This window comes from Fibrella forsythiae (assembly GCF_017353175.1).
Taxonomy (GTDB): Bacteria; Bacteroidota; Bacteroidia; order Cytophagales; family Spirosomataceae; genus Fibrella; species Fibrella forsythiae.
The window spans coordinates 547,556-562,801 of record NZ_JAFMYW010000004.1; the positions used below are offsets into that span (position 1 = coordinate 547,556).

Here is a 15,246-nt window from a genome sequence, read left to right on the forward strand (position 1 = left end):
AATAGGTTAAACTGCTATCAATAAATCAAACACTTAAGTTATGAAAAGAAGAATATTAGGATTCGTATTGCTACTGGCAGTCATGTCTGCATGTATGGACCACAGAGATGTGGGTGACCCCCCCACACCGACTGTGGATGGTTCAGTGTCGTTGAAATCGGTTGCTACATTTCCCATTGCCTTAGCGGCTAATAATGGGACTTTCTTAACCGATGTCACCTCATCTTCAATAATAAAGAGGGACTTCAATGGCATGACGTTTGAGAATGAAATGAAAAACAGTTCCCTCGTCAGCAGTTCCGGGAGGTATAATTTCACAACGGCCGATGCCATGTTAGCTGCAGCGCAAGCAGCTAACATTCAAGTTCATGCGCACGTGTTGGCCTGGCACTCGCAGACACAGGGCACATACTACAGAAGCATTCTGAGTGCTGCCCGTCCAAGCGATATAAACCTGGTTCAAAATCCTGGTTTTGAAAACAAAGTTGCGGCTGGCTTTGCTAATTTCACCATCCTGAATACCGGTAATCCTGCCGGAACGGCTACAATAACGGCAGGTTCGGGCGCAGCAGAAGTACACTCCGGTACCAGCTCCATGAAAGTAGTCAATCCTACTGCTTACACGACAGAGCAATGGCGGGTGCAGGTGGCTACTGATCCTATTCCGCTTACGGTGGGTAAACAATACCAGATAAGCTATTGGGTAAAAGCCGCCTCTGCCAATGGTTCCATAAGGCTCTCAACTCAACCAACCGCCCAGTATCAGTCAGATCAGACGATAGGTACTGCCTGGCAGCAGGTAACCTGGCTCATCACCGCCAACGATGCGCAAACCCGTATTGTGTTTGACATGGGACGCAACATCAATACCTATTATATCGATGATGTAAGTGTCAATGAATTGATTACTCCCACTGGCTCCACCAACAATTATGCAAAAGTGGATAGTCTGCTCAAAACAACGATACAACAGATCGCCGGGCATTTTAAAGGAAAAGTGCGCAGCTGGGATGTGATCAATGAAATGTTTTCTGACGGCCCTGCCGGGGCTATTAGAAACAACACGAATACCGCCAATGCTACCGCCGGTGATGTTTTTGTATGGAGCAACTACTTAGGCCGTGATTTTGGGGTAAAAGCGTTCAAGTATGCCGCCGAAGCTGATCCGGGAGCTAAGTTGTTTATCAACGATTACAACCTCGAGTCTTCTACTGCCAAGCTGGACTCACTGCTTGCCTACGTGGCAGAAATCAGAAGTAAGGGCGCCAAAGTGGACGGTATAGGCACTCAGATGCACATCAGCATCAATACCAATAAGGCTCAGATAGATACCCATTTCAGGAAAATGGCGGCTACTGGTTTATTGGTTCATATTTCTGAACTGGATATAGGCGTTAATACCACCAATGCGACGAGCCTGGTGTTGACGGATGCATTAGAAACTACTCAGGCTGAAATGTACAATTATGTCGTCATGTCCTACATGCGCAATGTACCTAAATCACAGCGTCACGGCATAACTATTTGGGGGTTGTTGGATAACCAAAGCTGGCGATATAGAAATGGAGCAGATTACCCACTTCTGTATAAGTCGACCGGCGTAAAAAAGAAAGCATATCAGGCCGTACTGACTGCCTTGCAATCTGGATTATAGTCAGGCGATGTCGGGTTTATGGTGACGGATCAGTGTTGGGTCCATAACCGTAAAGAAGTCCTCGAAGAATCATAAAAGTACACAGGTCTGGTCAGTCATGCGGGTACGTTTGGGAGCCTCTCACGCTCTAAAACGTATCCGCATGACTGACCAGACCTGTTTATATGCCTTTGGCCTGCGCCCGAAACAAAGAATCCTGCTAATCTTGTACATCTGAAACATCGTAGCGCTGTCAAAAAAAACTGATGAAGATTTCCTGGCGAACGGCCTGTGCGTTAGTTATCTCCAATATGGTGGGCACGGGCGTCTTTACCAGCCTGGGCTTTCAGCTGGCCGTGGTGCAAAACACCTGGTCGATCGTGCTGCTGTGGGTACTGGGCGGCGTATTGGCCCTGATTGGTGCCTTCACCTTTGCCGAACTGGGCACGCATTACGCCCACGAAAATGGCGGCGACTACGTATTCATATCCAAAGGCCTACATCCCTTTCTGGGTTATCTGTCGGCCTGGGTGTCGCTGGTGGGCGGGTTTGCAGCGCCGGTGGCTATTGCGGGGAAAGCCATGGAATCGTACCTCGCCCCGTTCGGAATCCCGAATTTGCGACTCCTGACGGTCGTGTTAGTGTTGTTAATCGGGCTACTGCACTCGTTCAGCCTGCGACAGAGCAGTGTATTCCAAAACGTAACTACGCTGGTCAAAATTGGCTTTATCGCGGCCATTCTGGCGATTGGTGTGTTCGTCGCAGCTATTCCCGGCAATGCATTGCGGTGGGATACCAGCTACCAGGCCGAAGTCTTTACGTCGCCCTTCGCGGTGTCGCTGCTGTATGTTACTTACGCTTACACGGGCTGGAATGCGGCGGCTTACATCGTGGCCGAGATTCGTGATCCGCGCCGGAATCTGCCCCGTGCGTTGCTGCTGGGTACGTTGGGCGTAGCGGTTATCTATGTTAGCCTGCAGTTGGTGCTGCTCAAATTTGCGTCTGTAGCGCAGTTACAGGGGCAGGTCGATGTGGCGGTTATTTCGCTGGGCGGCACCCCGCTGGCAAACGTGTTAGGTACGTCGGGCGGGCGGTGGGTCAGCGCGGGCATTGCCTTTCAGCTGATTGCTACCATGAGTTCATACGTCTGGATAGGCGGACGGGTGACGCAACGCATGGCGCAGGATTTTCCGCTCTGGCACTTTTTCGGGAAGCAGTCGGCGCAGCAGATCCCGGTGCGGGCTATCTGGCTACAAGTGGGCATTACGCTGCTGCTGCTGTTCTCGGGTACGTTGGAACAGGTCTTGCTCTGCACCTCGTTTGTGCTGCAACTGATGGGTACATTGGCGGTGGCCAGTCTGCTACGTACCCCCCGCCAACCCGGCGATTTCCCAAGTCCATGGCGGCCGTGGCTGCAATGGGCCTACATCACATTCAGCCTGTTTGTGCTGGGATTCATCCTGACCGACCGCCCCCGCGAAAGCCTGATCGGACTGGCGGTGGTGGCGGTGGGTGGTGCAACGTATTGGCTCAGGCCGGGTCGATGAAGTCCTATTTTAAGTCCTCATCCTTCAGTCCTCTGTTGCTTCGCTTCTCAACGAGGATGGTGATCTAGCAGCGCCACAGAGGGCCGAAGACAGAAGACTGAGGACACAGGCTGAAGACAGTCTTTTATCCATTCGTTAAGATTCTCTGCCTAAACCATAAGGTCTATAGTTTGTCAATAGGTATATGCCTGCGTAGTAAATCGCGGCTCTGTTCACTAAATAGACTCAACCATGAATCGTTTTTCAATCATACTGTCGGGGTTATTGATAACTACTTCGACGTTGACTCAAGCCCAGACCACGGGTAGTCTTCCACAAGCTCTGCTTGAGCTTATTGGTTCTGTTACACTCTCAGACGCGCAGGTAGTCGAGGCGTCGAAACAGGCCGTGCAACAGATGGACGCCCAAAACCCGGTGGCTGGCCCCAGCGACCCCTATACCGTTCGTCTGAATAAGATTGTTGCTCGTCATCATACCATTAGCGGCATTCCGGTCAACTACAAAGTGTACCTGACCAAAGACGTGAATGCCTTTGCTACAGCCGATGGCAGCGTTCGGGTGTTCAAAGGCCTCATGGATATCATGACTGATCAGGAAGTGCTGGCGGTCATGGGGCACGAGATGGGGCACGTGGTCAATAAAGACTCGCGCGATGGTATGAAAGCCGCCCTCCGCCGGTCGGCCGTTCGTGATGGACTAGCTTCCCGTTCGGGAGCCGTTGGTCAGGTAGCCCGGTCGCAGTTCGGTGCGGCAGCTGATTACCTGCTCGGTGCCAAATTCAGTCGGCAACAGGAAACGGAAGCCGACGATTTCAGCTACCAGTTTCTGAAGAAAAACGGGTACAACGTACTGTCACTGGCCACTTCATTCGAGAAACTCGCCAAGCTTGGCGGCAGTGGTGGCCCCGAATTTATTTCCGACCACCCCGACAGCGCCAAACGCGCCAAACGCGTTCGTGACCGCGCCCGCCAGGATGGGCTCGCGAGGTAAAAGCTGGCTATGTATCAGGGCATTGCGGTACAATTACCGTTCACCCCCCGGCACACAAAAAAGCCGTTCCTGAACCAGGAACGGCTTTTTGATTCTTCAGTTGTTGTAAAAAGCGTAATTAGCGACGTGCAGCCACTTAGAAAATGTATTTGTTCTCGGCGATCATAGCATCGGCCACGCGGCGGCGAGCATCTTTCAGATTGATCGGCTCGATCTTGGTGAACCGTTTCAGGCCCATCAGCATCACGCGCAGTTCATCACCTTCGGCAAAGCTAGTGATGGCCGACCGACCCGCCGCACTGATTTTCTCAACGGCTTCGTGCAGGTACGTGATCGCGATGTCTTTTTGCAACGCCAGCGCCGCTTCGCCTTTCAGGCCAATCGACTTCTCAACGCGCAACAGCACCGACTCCGCTACGTATACTTCGATTGCCATATCGGCCAGATTCATCAGGATCTCCTGTTCGTGCGAGAGTTTGCCCATGAATTTCTGAACAGCCGCGCCGGCAATCATCAGCACCGATTTCTTTAGGTTTTTCAATACTTTCTTTTCGGCAGCAAACATCGACTCGTCTTCGTCGCTGCTGAAATCAGGAATCGACATGATCTCTTTGGCAATGGCCATGGCGGGTGTCATCAGGTCGAGTTCGCCTTTCATAGCGCGCTTCAACAGCATATCCACCACCAGCATCCGGTTGATCTCGTTGGTACCTTCAAAAATCCGGTTGATCCGGGCATCACGGTAGGCACGTTCCATGGGCGCGTCGGCTGAGTAACCCATGCCGCCATACACCTGAACACCTTCGTCGACTACGTAGTCGAGCGCTTCTGAACCGTGTACTTTCATGATGGCACACTCAATGGCGAACTGCTCCAGGGCTTTCAGCTTGGCCGTTGCATCATCCATACCGCCTGCTTTCAGGTCTTCAATGGCATCGTCGATGTTCTGTCCGGCCCGGTAGCTGGCCGATTCAGAGGCGTACACTTTAATCGCCATTTCGCCCAGCTTATGCTTGATGGCACCGAACCGGGAAATGTTGATACCGAACTGCTTGCGCTCATTCGAGTAGCGAACCGCGTCGTTGATCGCCTGCTTGGCACCACCTACTACGGCAATACCCAGTTTAATCCGACCAATGTTCAGGATGTTCACGGCAATTTTGAAACCGTTACCGCGCTCCGACAGCAGGTTCTCAACGGGTACTTTCACATCAGTAAAAAACACCTGACGTGTATCTGACCCCTTGATACCCAGCTTATGTTCCGGTTCGTTCATCGTGATGCCTTCATACGAACGCTCTACGATGAATGCGCTCAAGTTTTTGTCGTCGTCGATTTTAGCGAAGACGATGTATAAGTCTGCGAAACCACCGTTGGTGATCCACATTTTCTGACCGGTGATGGTGTAGAACGTACCATCCTCCGACAGTTTGGCTTTCGTTTTACCTGAGTTGGCATCTGAACCCGAATCGGGCTCAGTAAGGCAATAAGCCGCTTTCCACTCGCCCGTAGCCAGTTTAGGCAGGTATTTCGCTTTTTGCTCGTCGTTACCGTAATACACGATCGGCAACGTACCGATACCCGTGTGCGCCGACAGGGCTACCGAAAACGAATGACCGGCACCGGTAGCTTCGGCCACCAGCATCGACGTGTTGAAGTTCATGCCGAAACCGCCGTATTCTTCAGGAACCGACGTACCCAGCAAACCCAGTTCACCCGCTTTGTCCATCAACGACGACATCAAATCCGGCGATTTGGCGGCATCGATTTCGTCCAGACGAGGCCAGATTTCTTTGGCCAGAAACTCACGGCAGGTAGCCGCAATCATCTGTTGCTCTTCGGTAAACTCTTCAGGAATGAACACCTGCGAGGCGTCCGTGTCTTTAATCAAAAACTCGCCGCCTTTAATCGAAGCTTTATTGTCGGTCGCAATCATTGTTCAGGAATTGTTATGCGTGCATACTATTTACGTGCAAAGATGGGAATTAATTCCATAGGTAGTATGCATGCATACTATTATTTTACACGAACGGATTCCGGCTTAATCCAGTAACTTTCAGCGGGGAATTGGTTGATTGGTTGGCTGGTTAACTGGTTGGCTGGTTCATTGGTTGACTTCGTCTGCCAACGCAATCCTACCAATCAACGAATTGCCCAGCCAACCAATCAACCAATCCCCAATTACCAACAACCTGACAATGGAATTTCTTTCAACAATTGACACCTCTACCTGGCTCATCATCGGAGGCATACTCCTGTTCATCTTTGGCGTTGCCCTTTATCTACGTGCATCGGCGAAGAGAAGCCCGAAGGCAGTGGCGCAGGCTACGCAGAATGGCATTACGGTGAAAGTGCTGTATTGCCAGCCCAGCCGAAAAGACCGCACCATTTTCGGCGGCGTCGTGAAATACGATAAAGTATGGCGTACGGGAGCCAACGCGGCCACAATCGTCGAGTTGTCGCAGGATGTGCGTGTCAACGGCAACCGGCTGGCGAAAGGGCGTTACTCGCTGTACACGATTCCCACCCCGAACGACTGGACAATCATCATTAACCGCCGGACGGGTCAGTGGGGGGTGAGCTATAAGGAAGCGGCTGACGTTATGCGTTTTCCCGCCAGTACCCGGCCTTACAGCCCAACGGCCGAGCAGTTCTTCATTAGTTTCGAACCGCAACCCGGCGGCATTAACATGCTGCTAACCTGGGAAGATGTTCAGGTGGTGGTACCGTTCCAGAAGGCAGCTTAAGTAGCTGGTGGGGGTGATTTGAATTCGCGCTGTAGTGAATTGCTGACGCATGGCCCTTCGACAGGCTCAGGGTGACAATCTCACCCAAGTTCGTCATTCACATTCTTGAGTGTCCTGTCACCCTGAGCCTGTCGAAGGGCCATGCGTCAGCAATTCACTAAAATATAGCAACATACAGCCTAACCCAAGCATCGCCCGGTCTATCCCAGCCTGGGCGATGTTATTTTATGACATCAATAAGGTGCGCGGGTTGGGCTCTGTCGACCAGCATTTGCATCGTGGTTGTTTCGTAAACGGCCAGGTTCGCATCACGTACCTGGAGCATGATTGGCCGGATGGCGCAGGTTTCTTCATCTTCACAGTCGTCGCAGCGAACGTAGAAGTTAAGCGACACGCAGGGCGTGGGGGCGATTGGTCCGTCGATAATGCGGATTACCTGCGCCAATGTGATGCGTTCGGGATCGACCCGTAGCGAATAACCACCCCCTTTTCCTTTCTGGCTTTGGAGCATTCCCTGATTACGCAGTTCGAGTAAAATTGCTTCCAGAAATTTCTGCGGAATCGATTCGCGCGCCGCGATCTGGGAGATCAGAACCGGGCCTTCCCCATACAACTCGGTGAGGGCCTTCAACGCCTTGATGGCGTATTTAGCTTTTTTTGAGATCATACGTCAAATCCAGTTTATGTGTGAATGGGGCCGTACTCTATAACACTACTTTTGATCGATAAATTTTGTATAGTATTTCGATAAATAAAAATAGCGCCCGGTATGGGGCGCTAACTGTGCTTAATAATCTTTGATCGGCTTGATATCATAATACGCCCTGATCTCTTCGATAGGCGGTGTTTTCTGCGGACGCACGATCCGGAAGCCACAGAAGGAAGCCGACGTCATCCACCAGTCTGATTTGGGGCTTTGCGGGTCAATGACTTTCCAGGCAGGGTCTGATGGGGTGCGGGCGGCCGAACGGGCCACCGTGGCGTCATCATCCCACGAACCACCCCGAACACTGTTCGGATAGAGTGTTTTTCGGGGCGCGTAGGGTTCTTTCACCGTTCCCTTGACCACCTGCGCGTAATAATCGGCAATGTACTGATCCTGCGTCCATTCCATCACATTTCCGTGCATGTCGTACAGGCCAAACGCGTTGGGTTTTTTGGTGCCGATCTTCTTATAGCCGCCACCGCTGTTGTCTTTATACACGGCATACGTACCCAGCAACTTCGGGTCGGCGCCAAACGAGAACGGTGTGGTCGTTCCGGCGCGGCAGGCATATTCCCATTCGGCCTCGGTAGGCAATCGGTAAAAAACACCCGTTTTGTCGTAAAGCCAGGCACAGAATTTGACTGCCGCATACTGTGTCATGTTAATCGCCGGATACCCTGTTCGGCCCATACCAAACGACATATCAACATACGACGGACTGGGCCGGGTGGTGGCATCGGTCTTACTCAGATCAGCCCCTTCCGGATAGCGGGCGGCCATCTCCTTTTCGATGTTTTTGGTGGTGAACAGATCGTAGATGTCCCAGGTGATCTCATATTTACCCATCCAGAACGGCTCGATGGTGACCTTATGCTGCGGGCCCTCATCTGGTTTGCGGCCTTTTTCAGTGGCAGGGCTGCCCATCAGGTACGTTCCACCCGGAATAGCCTGCATCGGATAAGTCTGATTACTACCCGTAATAACCTGCGTATAGGAGGCAAATTCGGTGTTCTGGGCTACCAAAAGCCCATTAAGAGAAAGCAAAAGGATCAGTAAACTTGTTAAACGAACCATAGAAAACGTTGTCTATCACGTACAGGCAAAAAGGAATGTTGTAAGCAAACTACCTTATTAGACAACTTCGGCCGAATTTTTGCTTGATTAATTACAATTGATTAACGAAATAGTGTAATTACTTACGTATATTGCCCGCAACTTCTGACTACGCAACCAACTCAACCATGAACAAGTGTATCTTCCTTGACCGTGACGGCGTATTGAACGAAGACCGAACCGACTATGTCTACCGGGTCGAAGACTTCATCATTCCCGATGGCGTAGTTGAAGGTCTCCGTCGGCTCAAGGAAGCTGGTTACATGCTGATTGTGATCACCAATCAGGCGGGCATTGCCAAAGGACTATATACCCGCGACGATGTCATGCGTTGTCATTCGTACCTACAGGAACAGTGCGGCAACCTGATCGACGATATCTACTACAGTCCACACCACCCCGACTACACCACGCGTTCGCTGACGCGCAAGCCGGAATCATTGATGCTCGAAAAAGCCATTGCTAAATACAACATCGACGTCACTAAATCGTGGATGATCGGCGATGCCCTGCGCGACATGATTGCCGGTCGCCGCGTGGGCGTGAAAACGGTTCACGTTACCCACGCCCCCACCGAGCCTACTGCCGGCGACTGTAGCGCTGATAACCTCCTGAAGGCATCTGAACGCGTACTGGCTTATCATTGAAAGTAGAGGCTGGCGGGCTCCCCGGTAGAATTGGGGGTAGGTTTTTGTCATCCCGACGGAAGGAGGGATCGTGGCGTTCCTTCACATAGAGCCCGGCACTTTCGATAAGAGCGACACGATCCCTCCTTCCGTCGGGATGACAAAAGCGCTGCTTGGTAACGACCAGGCATTTTGATTTACCGCATAAAATACAATCGCCTTCCCACATATAAAAGGCACCGGAATTCTGCGTTTATTAGCGGCGTAAACCCTTGCCATTCATGTCTTTCTCTGCCCCCGCCCGCCTGTGGCTGGCACTCCTCACCGTCACGCTGACGCTGTCGCACTGCGCCCGTTTATCGAATACTGTTTCGGTGGTTGGCCGGAACTTCGACGACGAGATTCAGCAGTCGCAAAACCTGGTTTTTTCCTTCAACAAAAACGTCGGGCCGGATGGCACAGGCGCACAGGCCGATGTATGGGAATCAACGCCGTATATCACCTTCAAGCCTGCCGTGAAAGGGCAATTCAAATGGACATCGCCGAGCGAGCTGGTGTTTTCGCCCGCCACCGCCTTCGACCCCGCTACGAATTACCGCGCTGAGCTGTCGAAAGAATTACTTCGGAATGCGACGGATAAAGGCCTGAGCGTATCGGGCGATGAGATCGAGTTCCACACGCCCTACCTGCAACTCGTTGGCACCGAAACCTGGTGGACACGCGCGGCGGGCAACACTGCCGGTACGTCGGGACAGCCGGTGGCCAAAACGCGGCTTCGGTTCAACTACCCAGTGTCGGCGGCGGAGGTGGCTTCGCGGCTGGGAATCAAAGCGGACGAGGCGACCGTGACGGCAGGACCCATTCAAGCACAGGGAGATGCACTGTCGGGCGGCGGATTGATCGTGACGCTGACCGACGCGCCCAATGCCGACAATGAACAGCCGTTGACACTGACCGTCGATAAAGGCGTGAAGGTGCCCAACACGGCGTACACGAGCACCGAAACCATTCAGCAAACCGCCACGCTGCCTACCCGCTCGAAACTAGAGGTGGTAGACGTACAGTCGGGCTTCACCAATCAACAGGGCACGGTGCGCGTGGTGACAACCCAAACGCTGCAACCCAATCAGAACCTGGGGCTATACTACACCATTCAGCCCGTCGTTAAGACCACCGCCGAACTGACCGACAATGGCCTGCTGATCAAAGGCGATTTCAACGAAACCGACACCTACGTCATCACCTTCACCGACCAGATGCGCGGCGTGCTGAACACCAAACTCGACGAGCCTGTTTCACGTGATGTGTTCTTCGGGAAAATGCCCGCCGGTCTGCAGTTCGCCACCCGAAATGCGCTCTATCTGTCGTCGAAAGGGTCGCGGAATGTGGGGCTGAGCATTACGAACGTAGACAAGGTGCAGGTAAAAATTGCGCGGTTGTACGAAAACAACCTGCTCCACTACCTGAAAAACAACCGTTACGAAGACTACGCGCAGCAAGGCACCGGCGAAGAGGCCACCTGGGGGCCGTCGGGTACCTATTCGTACGGCAATGATGAGGAAGGCGACCTGAGCAGCGTGCTGGTCGATAAGACGGTGCAGACGAGCGATCTGCCGAAAGTACGCGGCGTGTCGGCGCTGAACCTGGCCATTCCCGATCAGGCAACGGGCGACCGGGAACGGCCCCTGCGCGGCGCGTACCTGGTATCGGTGCAGTCGAAAGACGAGGCCTACGTGTCGGCCACGCAGCTGGTGTCGATCTCGGATATCGGCCTGATTGCCCGACAAACGGATACCGACTTGCTGGTCTGGGCCAATTCCATCCAAAGCGCCGAGCCGCTCGATGGGGTGGAGATTTCGCTGATCAGCAGCAATAACCAGTCGGTGTATACGCTGAAGACGGACGGCAAAGGCTTTGTCAAATTCGAGAAAATCCAGGAAAAAGCGCCGGGTTTCACCATCGCCATGCTCACGGCCCGCACGGGCGACGACTTCAACTTCCTGCACCTGACCGACACGCAGGTTGAAACGTCGCGCTTCGAGGTGGATGGCAAACGCACGAACGCAACGGGCCTGAACGCTTTCGTCTATGGCGACCGCAACATTTACCGCCCAGGCGAGACCATCCACCTGAACACCGTTATCCGCCCTGAAGCGGGCAGCAAAACCACCGTGGCCGAGGTTCCGCTGTCGGTGCGGGTGCTGATGCCCAACGGCAGCGAGTACCGCGTGTTCCGCAAGGTGACCGACGAGCAGGGCTCCGCGCCAGTGGACGTACCGGTAGACCCCGCCGCCGTTACGGGCAGCTACACCGTGGAGGTGCTGAACGCCAGCAATACGCTGCTGACCTCGCAGGCCATCAGCATCGAAGAGTTTATTCCCGACCGGATCAAAGTGGATGTAAAAACGGCGCAGGAGAGCTATAAAGCCGGGCAAACCATTGTGCTATCAGCCACGGCGCAAAACCTGTTCGGGCCACCCGCGTCTGATCGCGCTTACGAAGTGGAATTGCAGTTGAAACGCCGCGTTTTTGCGCCTAAAGGCTACGGAGCCTACACGTTCAGCATTCCCGCCGAGGCGACGGGCGTACCCACGTCGTTCGAGAAAACGCTGCGCCAGGGCCGCACCGACGCCGCCGGACAAGCTACCGAAAGCTTCCCCATCCCCGCCGATTACCGCGATATTGGGCTGCTCGAAGCCAAGCTGTTCGTGACCGTATTCGACGAAAATGGCCGACCCGTAAACCGCCTCCGCCGCCTCGACGTGCAAACGCAGGACGTGTTCTACGGCATCCGGCTGGCCGATACGTACCTGACCACCAACACACCGCTGGCCGTTGAGGTCGTGGGCCTGAACGCAGCCGGTCAACCGCAGTCGGCGAAGGCGCAGGTCGACGTGGTGCGGTTCGATTACCAGACCGTGACCGAAAAGCAGGCCGACGGGCAGATCAAGTACAGCAGCAAACGCCGCGAAAAGATCGTATACACCAACACGCTTAGTCTCGGCGCTAAACCCACGCCGTTCAGGTACGTGCCTACGGTGTCGGGCGAGTATGAGGTGCGGGTACGTCGGCCTGGTGCTGTTGGCTACACGGCGGCTGATTTCTACGCCTATGGTTGGGGCAGCACGTCGGCCTCGTCGTTTGAAGTGAGCACCGAAGGCGAGGTGTTGATGGAGTTCGACAAGCCGACTTATGAAACCGGAGATAAAGTGAAGGTTCTGTTCAAAGCACCGTTCGAGGGGAAAATTCTGGTAACGGTAGAGCGCAGCGGTGTGCTGACCCACAGCTGGCTGACGACCGAGAACAAAGCCGCCGAATGGACTTTTTCCGTCGATGAGGAGCATCTGCCCAACGCCTATGTCACGGCCACGCTCATCCGCGCCATGGACGGCACCGACCTGCCGCTGACCGTGGCCCACGGCTTCGCGTCGGTAGCCGTAACCGACCCCGACACGAAGCTGCCGGTAGCGATTGAGGCCGTGGCGAAGTCGTTTTCCAAGACGAAACAAACCATCCGCGTGAAAACGAAGGCCAACGCCTCGGTGACGGTGGCAGTGGTCGACGAAGGGATTTTGCAGTTGAAAAACTTCAAGACACCCGATCCGCACGGCTATTTTTTCCAGAAACGGGCACTGGAAGTGATCCCGTCCGATGGCTACGCACTGTTGTATCCCGAACTATCGCTCCGCAGCCGGTCGAGCAGTGGCGGTGACGGTTATGACCTGGAACGGCGCGTGAATCCGCTGAGCAACAAGCGCGTCCAACTGGTGGCGCTCTGGAGCGGCGTGCTTAAAGCCAACAGCGCGGGCGAGGCCGAATACACCATCGACATTCCGCAGTTCTCAGGTACGTTGCGCGTGATGGCCGTAGCCTACAAAGACAACGCCTTCGGGTCGGGCGAGCAGGGCATGACCGTATCGGACCCGATCGTGATCAGCCCCGGCATTCCGCGTTTCCTCTCGCCCGGCGATGAACTGAACATGCCCGTTAACCTGAGCAATACGACCAGCAAAGCCGCCGGGGTGGTGGCCAAAGTTACCGTCAGCGGACCGCTTCAGGTGGTGGCCGATTCGGGGCGCAGCGTGTCGCAGTCGCTGACCGTTCAGCCGGGGCGCGAAAGCCGCACGACCTTCCGCATCCGGGCTACGGGCGGCGTTGGACCGGGCGATATTACGGTGACGGTGAATGCGATGGGCAAAACCTACGTCGAGAAAACCGATATCACCGTACGCCCTGCCGCGCCGTTGCAGAAAACCACGGTAGCAGGCGTTGTGGCGGGTGGACGTACCCAAGCCCTGACGCTGGCGGGTAATTTCCTGCCGGGCACCACGCGCAGCAGCCTCACCATCAGCCGGTCACCGGTGGTGCAGTACGCCAAAACGCTGAGCTACCTGCTGGGCTACCCGCACGGCTGCACGGAACAGACCATCTCGAAAGCGTTTCCGCAGCTTTACTTCGCCGACCTGACCAAAACGGTTCGGCAGGGCACGGTCTATTTCGTCCGCAATGGCGAGTCGGACTATAACCCGGCGACGAACATTCAGCAGGCGTTGCAGCAGATCGAAAACCGGCAACTCTTCAACGGTGGCGTCACGCTCTGGCCGGGCTACAACGTGGAAGATCCATGGGCCACGGCCTACGCGCTGCATTTCATGGTCGAAGCCGAAAAGGCAGGTTTTGAGGCCAACGCCACGGTGAAGAGCAAACTCATCGACCGCCTCACGACGCTGACGGGGAACAACCGCATCGAAACGGTATCGGTGATGAACGAAGACGGGTCACGCACCGACCGCACCGTGGCCAGCCGGACGAACCTCTACGGCCTGTACGTGCTGGCGCTGGCCGACAAACCCAACCGCGCCGCCATGAGCGTCTACAAAGAATCGGCCGGTACGTTGCTCACCACCGACGGACGGTACCTGCTGGCAACGACCTACGCCCGCCTCGGCGATCAGGCCAGCAGCGCCTCCCTCCTGCCGAAGCAGTTTGCCGATGGCACGATGGGCCGCGAAACCGGCGACAGTTACGCCTCGCCGATCCGCAACGTGGCGCTGGTGCTGAGCAACCTGGTCGACACCGATCCCGACAATTTGCAGATTCCGACGCTGGCCCGACAACTGTCTGGCGCGGTGCAACAGGCCGATTACCTGAACACGCAGGAAGCCGCCTTCGCGTTTCTGGCCCTCGGCAAGCTGGCCAAACAGAACGCCAACAGCACCGCCACCGCCACACTGACCGGCGCAGGCAAGGCCCTGGGTACGTTCACCGGCACCGACATTACCCTCCGCCGACTACCCACCGGCCAACCGCTGACGCTGACCGCCAAAGGCAGCGGAAACCTGTATTATTTCGGCCAAAGCGAAGGCGTACCGACATCAGGCAACGTACCTGACGAAGACCGTGGCCTGATCGTGCGCCGGACGTACCTGAACCGCGACGGGGCCGTGCAGACGCGCTTCAAGCAAAACGACCTGATTGTGGTGAAGCTGACCCTGAGCAGCCAATCGGGCTTACCGGTGAAGAACGTGGTGCTGACCGACCTGCTCCCCGCCGGTTTCGAGGTAGAGAACCCACGTCTCAGCGGTGCTACCGCCCAGAACGGCACAGCCGAACAGCGCACCCTCGACTGGATCAAAAACGCCTCGCCGGTCGATTATTTCGACATCCGCGACGACCGGGTCAACTACTACCTCTCGGTGGGCGGCTTAGAAACCAAAACCGTCTACTACATGGTCCGCGCCGTCTCGAAAGGCCGTTTCATCGTAGGCCCCGCCGCCGCCGACGCCATGTACAACCCCGAACTCCGCAGTTACAACGGCGCTGGCCGGGTTGTGGTGGAGTAATCCGAATCACCTTTTTTGTCATCCCGACGAAGGAAGGATCT

The 15,246-nt window shown here is 54.9% G+C and carries 9 protein-coding genes; 6 read left to right on the plus strand and 3 right to left on the minus strand.

Translation table 11 applies throughout. The annotated features are described in order from the left end of the window. Positions 1-40: 40 nt before the first annotated feature. From J2I46_RS16285 to J2I46_RS16295, 3 genes are all read left to right on the plus strand, one after another. Positions 41-1,654, plus strand: coding sequence for an endo-1,4-beta-xylanase (locus J2I46_RS16285; RefSeq protein ID WP_207330090.1), 1,614 nt, complete (start codon positions 41-43; stop codon positions 1,652-1,654). Between the two features lie 245 nt (positions 1,655-1,899). Next, positions 1,900-3,180, plus strand: coding sequence for an APC family permease (locus tag J2I46_RS16290; RefSeq protein ID WP_207330091.1), 1,281 nt, complete (start codon positions 1,900-1,902; stop codon positions 3,178-3,180). A gap of 231 nt (positions 3,181-3,411) precedes the next feature. Beyond that, complete coding sequence (locus tag J2I46_RS16295) at positions 3,412-4,170, plus strand: M48 family metallopeptidase (protein ID WP_207330092.1); 759 nt, start codon at positions 3,412-3,414, stop codon at positions 4,168-4,170. A 136-nt stretch (positions 4,171-4,306) separates the two neighbouring features. Here J2I46_RS16295 and J2I46_RS16300 read toward each other — a convergent pair whose 3' ends face one another. Then, the gene (locus J2I46_RS16300) at positions 4,307-6,106 is read right to left on the minus strand and encodes an acyl-CoA dehydrogenase FadE (RefSeq protein ID WP_207330093.1); all 1,800 of its coding nucleotides are present in this window, start codon (positions 6,104-6,106) and stop codon (positions 4,307-4,309) included. A gap of 262 nt (positions 6,107-6,368) precedes the next feature. On the opposite strand from J2I46_RS16300, the gene J2I46_RS16305 reads away from it, so the two are divergent. Continuing rightward, entirely contained in the window at positions 6,369-6,917 is a 549-nt protein-coding gene (locus J2I46_RS16305) for a DUF2911 domain-containing protein (RefSeq protein WP_207330094.1), read from the plus strand. Between the two features lie 220 nt (positions 6,918-7,137). Here J2I46_RS16305 and J2I46_RS16310 read toward each other — a convergent pair whose 3' ends face one another. Together J2I46_RS16310 and J2I46_RS16315 are read right to left on the minus strand one after the other, a co-directional pair. Then, positions 7,138-7,584, minus strand: coding sequence for an RrF2 family transcriptional regulator (locus J2I46_RS16310; protein ID WP_207330095.1), 447 nt, complete (start codon positions 7,582-7,584; stop codon positions 7,138-7,140). 120 nt (positions 7,585-7,704) lie between these two features. After that, positions 7,705-8,697, minus strand: a complete 993-nt coding sequence (locus tag J2I46_RS16315; protein WP_207330096.1) for a formylglycine-generating enzyme family protein — start codon at positions 8,695-8,697, stop codon at positions 7,705-7,707. Between the two features lie 167 nt (positions 8,698-8,864). Between J2I46_RS16315 and J2I46_RS16320 the strand changes: the two genes are divergently transcribed. Together J2I46_RS16320 and J2I46_RS16325 are read left to right on the plus strand one after the other, a co-directional pair. Next, positions 8,865-9,383: a D-glycero-alpha-D-manno-heptose-1,7-bisphosphate 7-phosphatase gene (locus J2I46_RS16320; protein ID WP_207330097.1), complete on the plus strand. Its 519-nt coding sequence runs from the start codon at positions 8,865-8,867 to the stop codon at positions 9,381-9,383. 260 nt (positions 9,384-9,643) lie between these two features. Then, positions 9,644-15,205, plus strand: coding sequence for an alpha-2-macroglobulin family protein (locus tag J2I46_RS16325; RefSeq protein WP_207330098.1), 5,562 nt, complete (start codon positions 9,644-9,646; stop codon positions 15,203-15,205). Positions 15,206-15,246 lie beyond the last annotated feature (41 nt).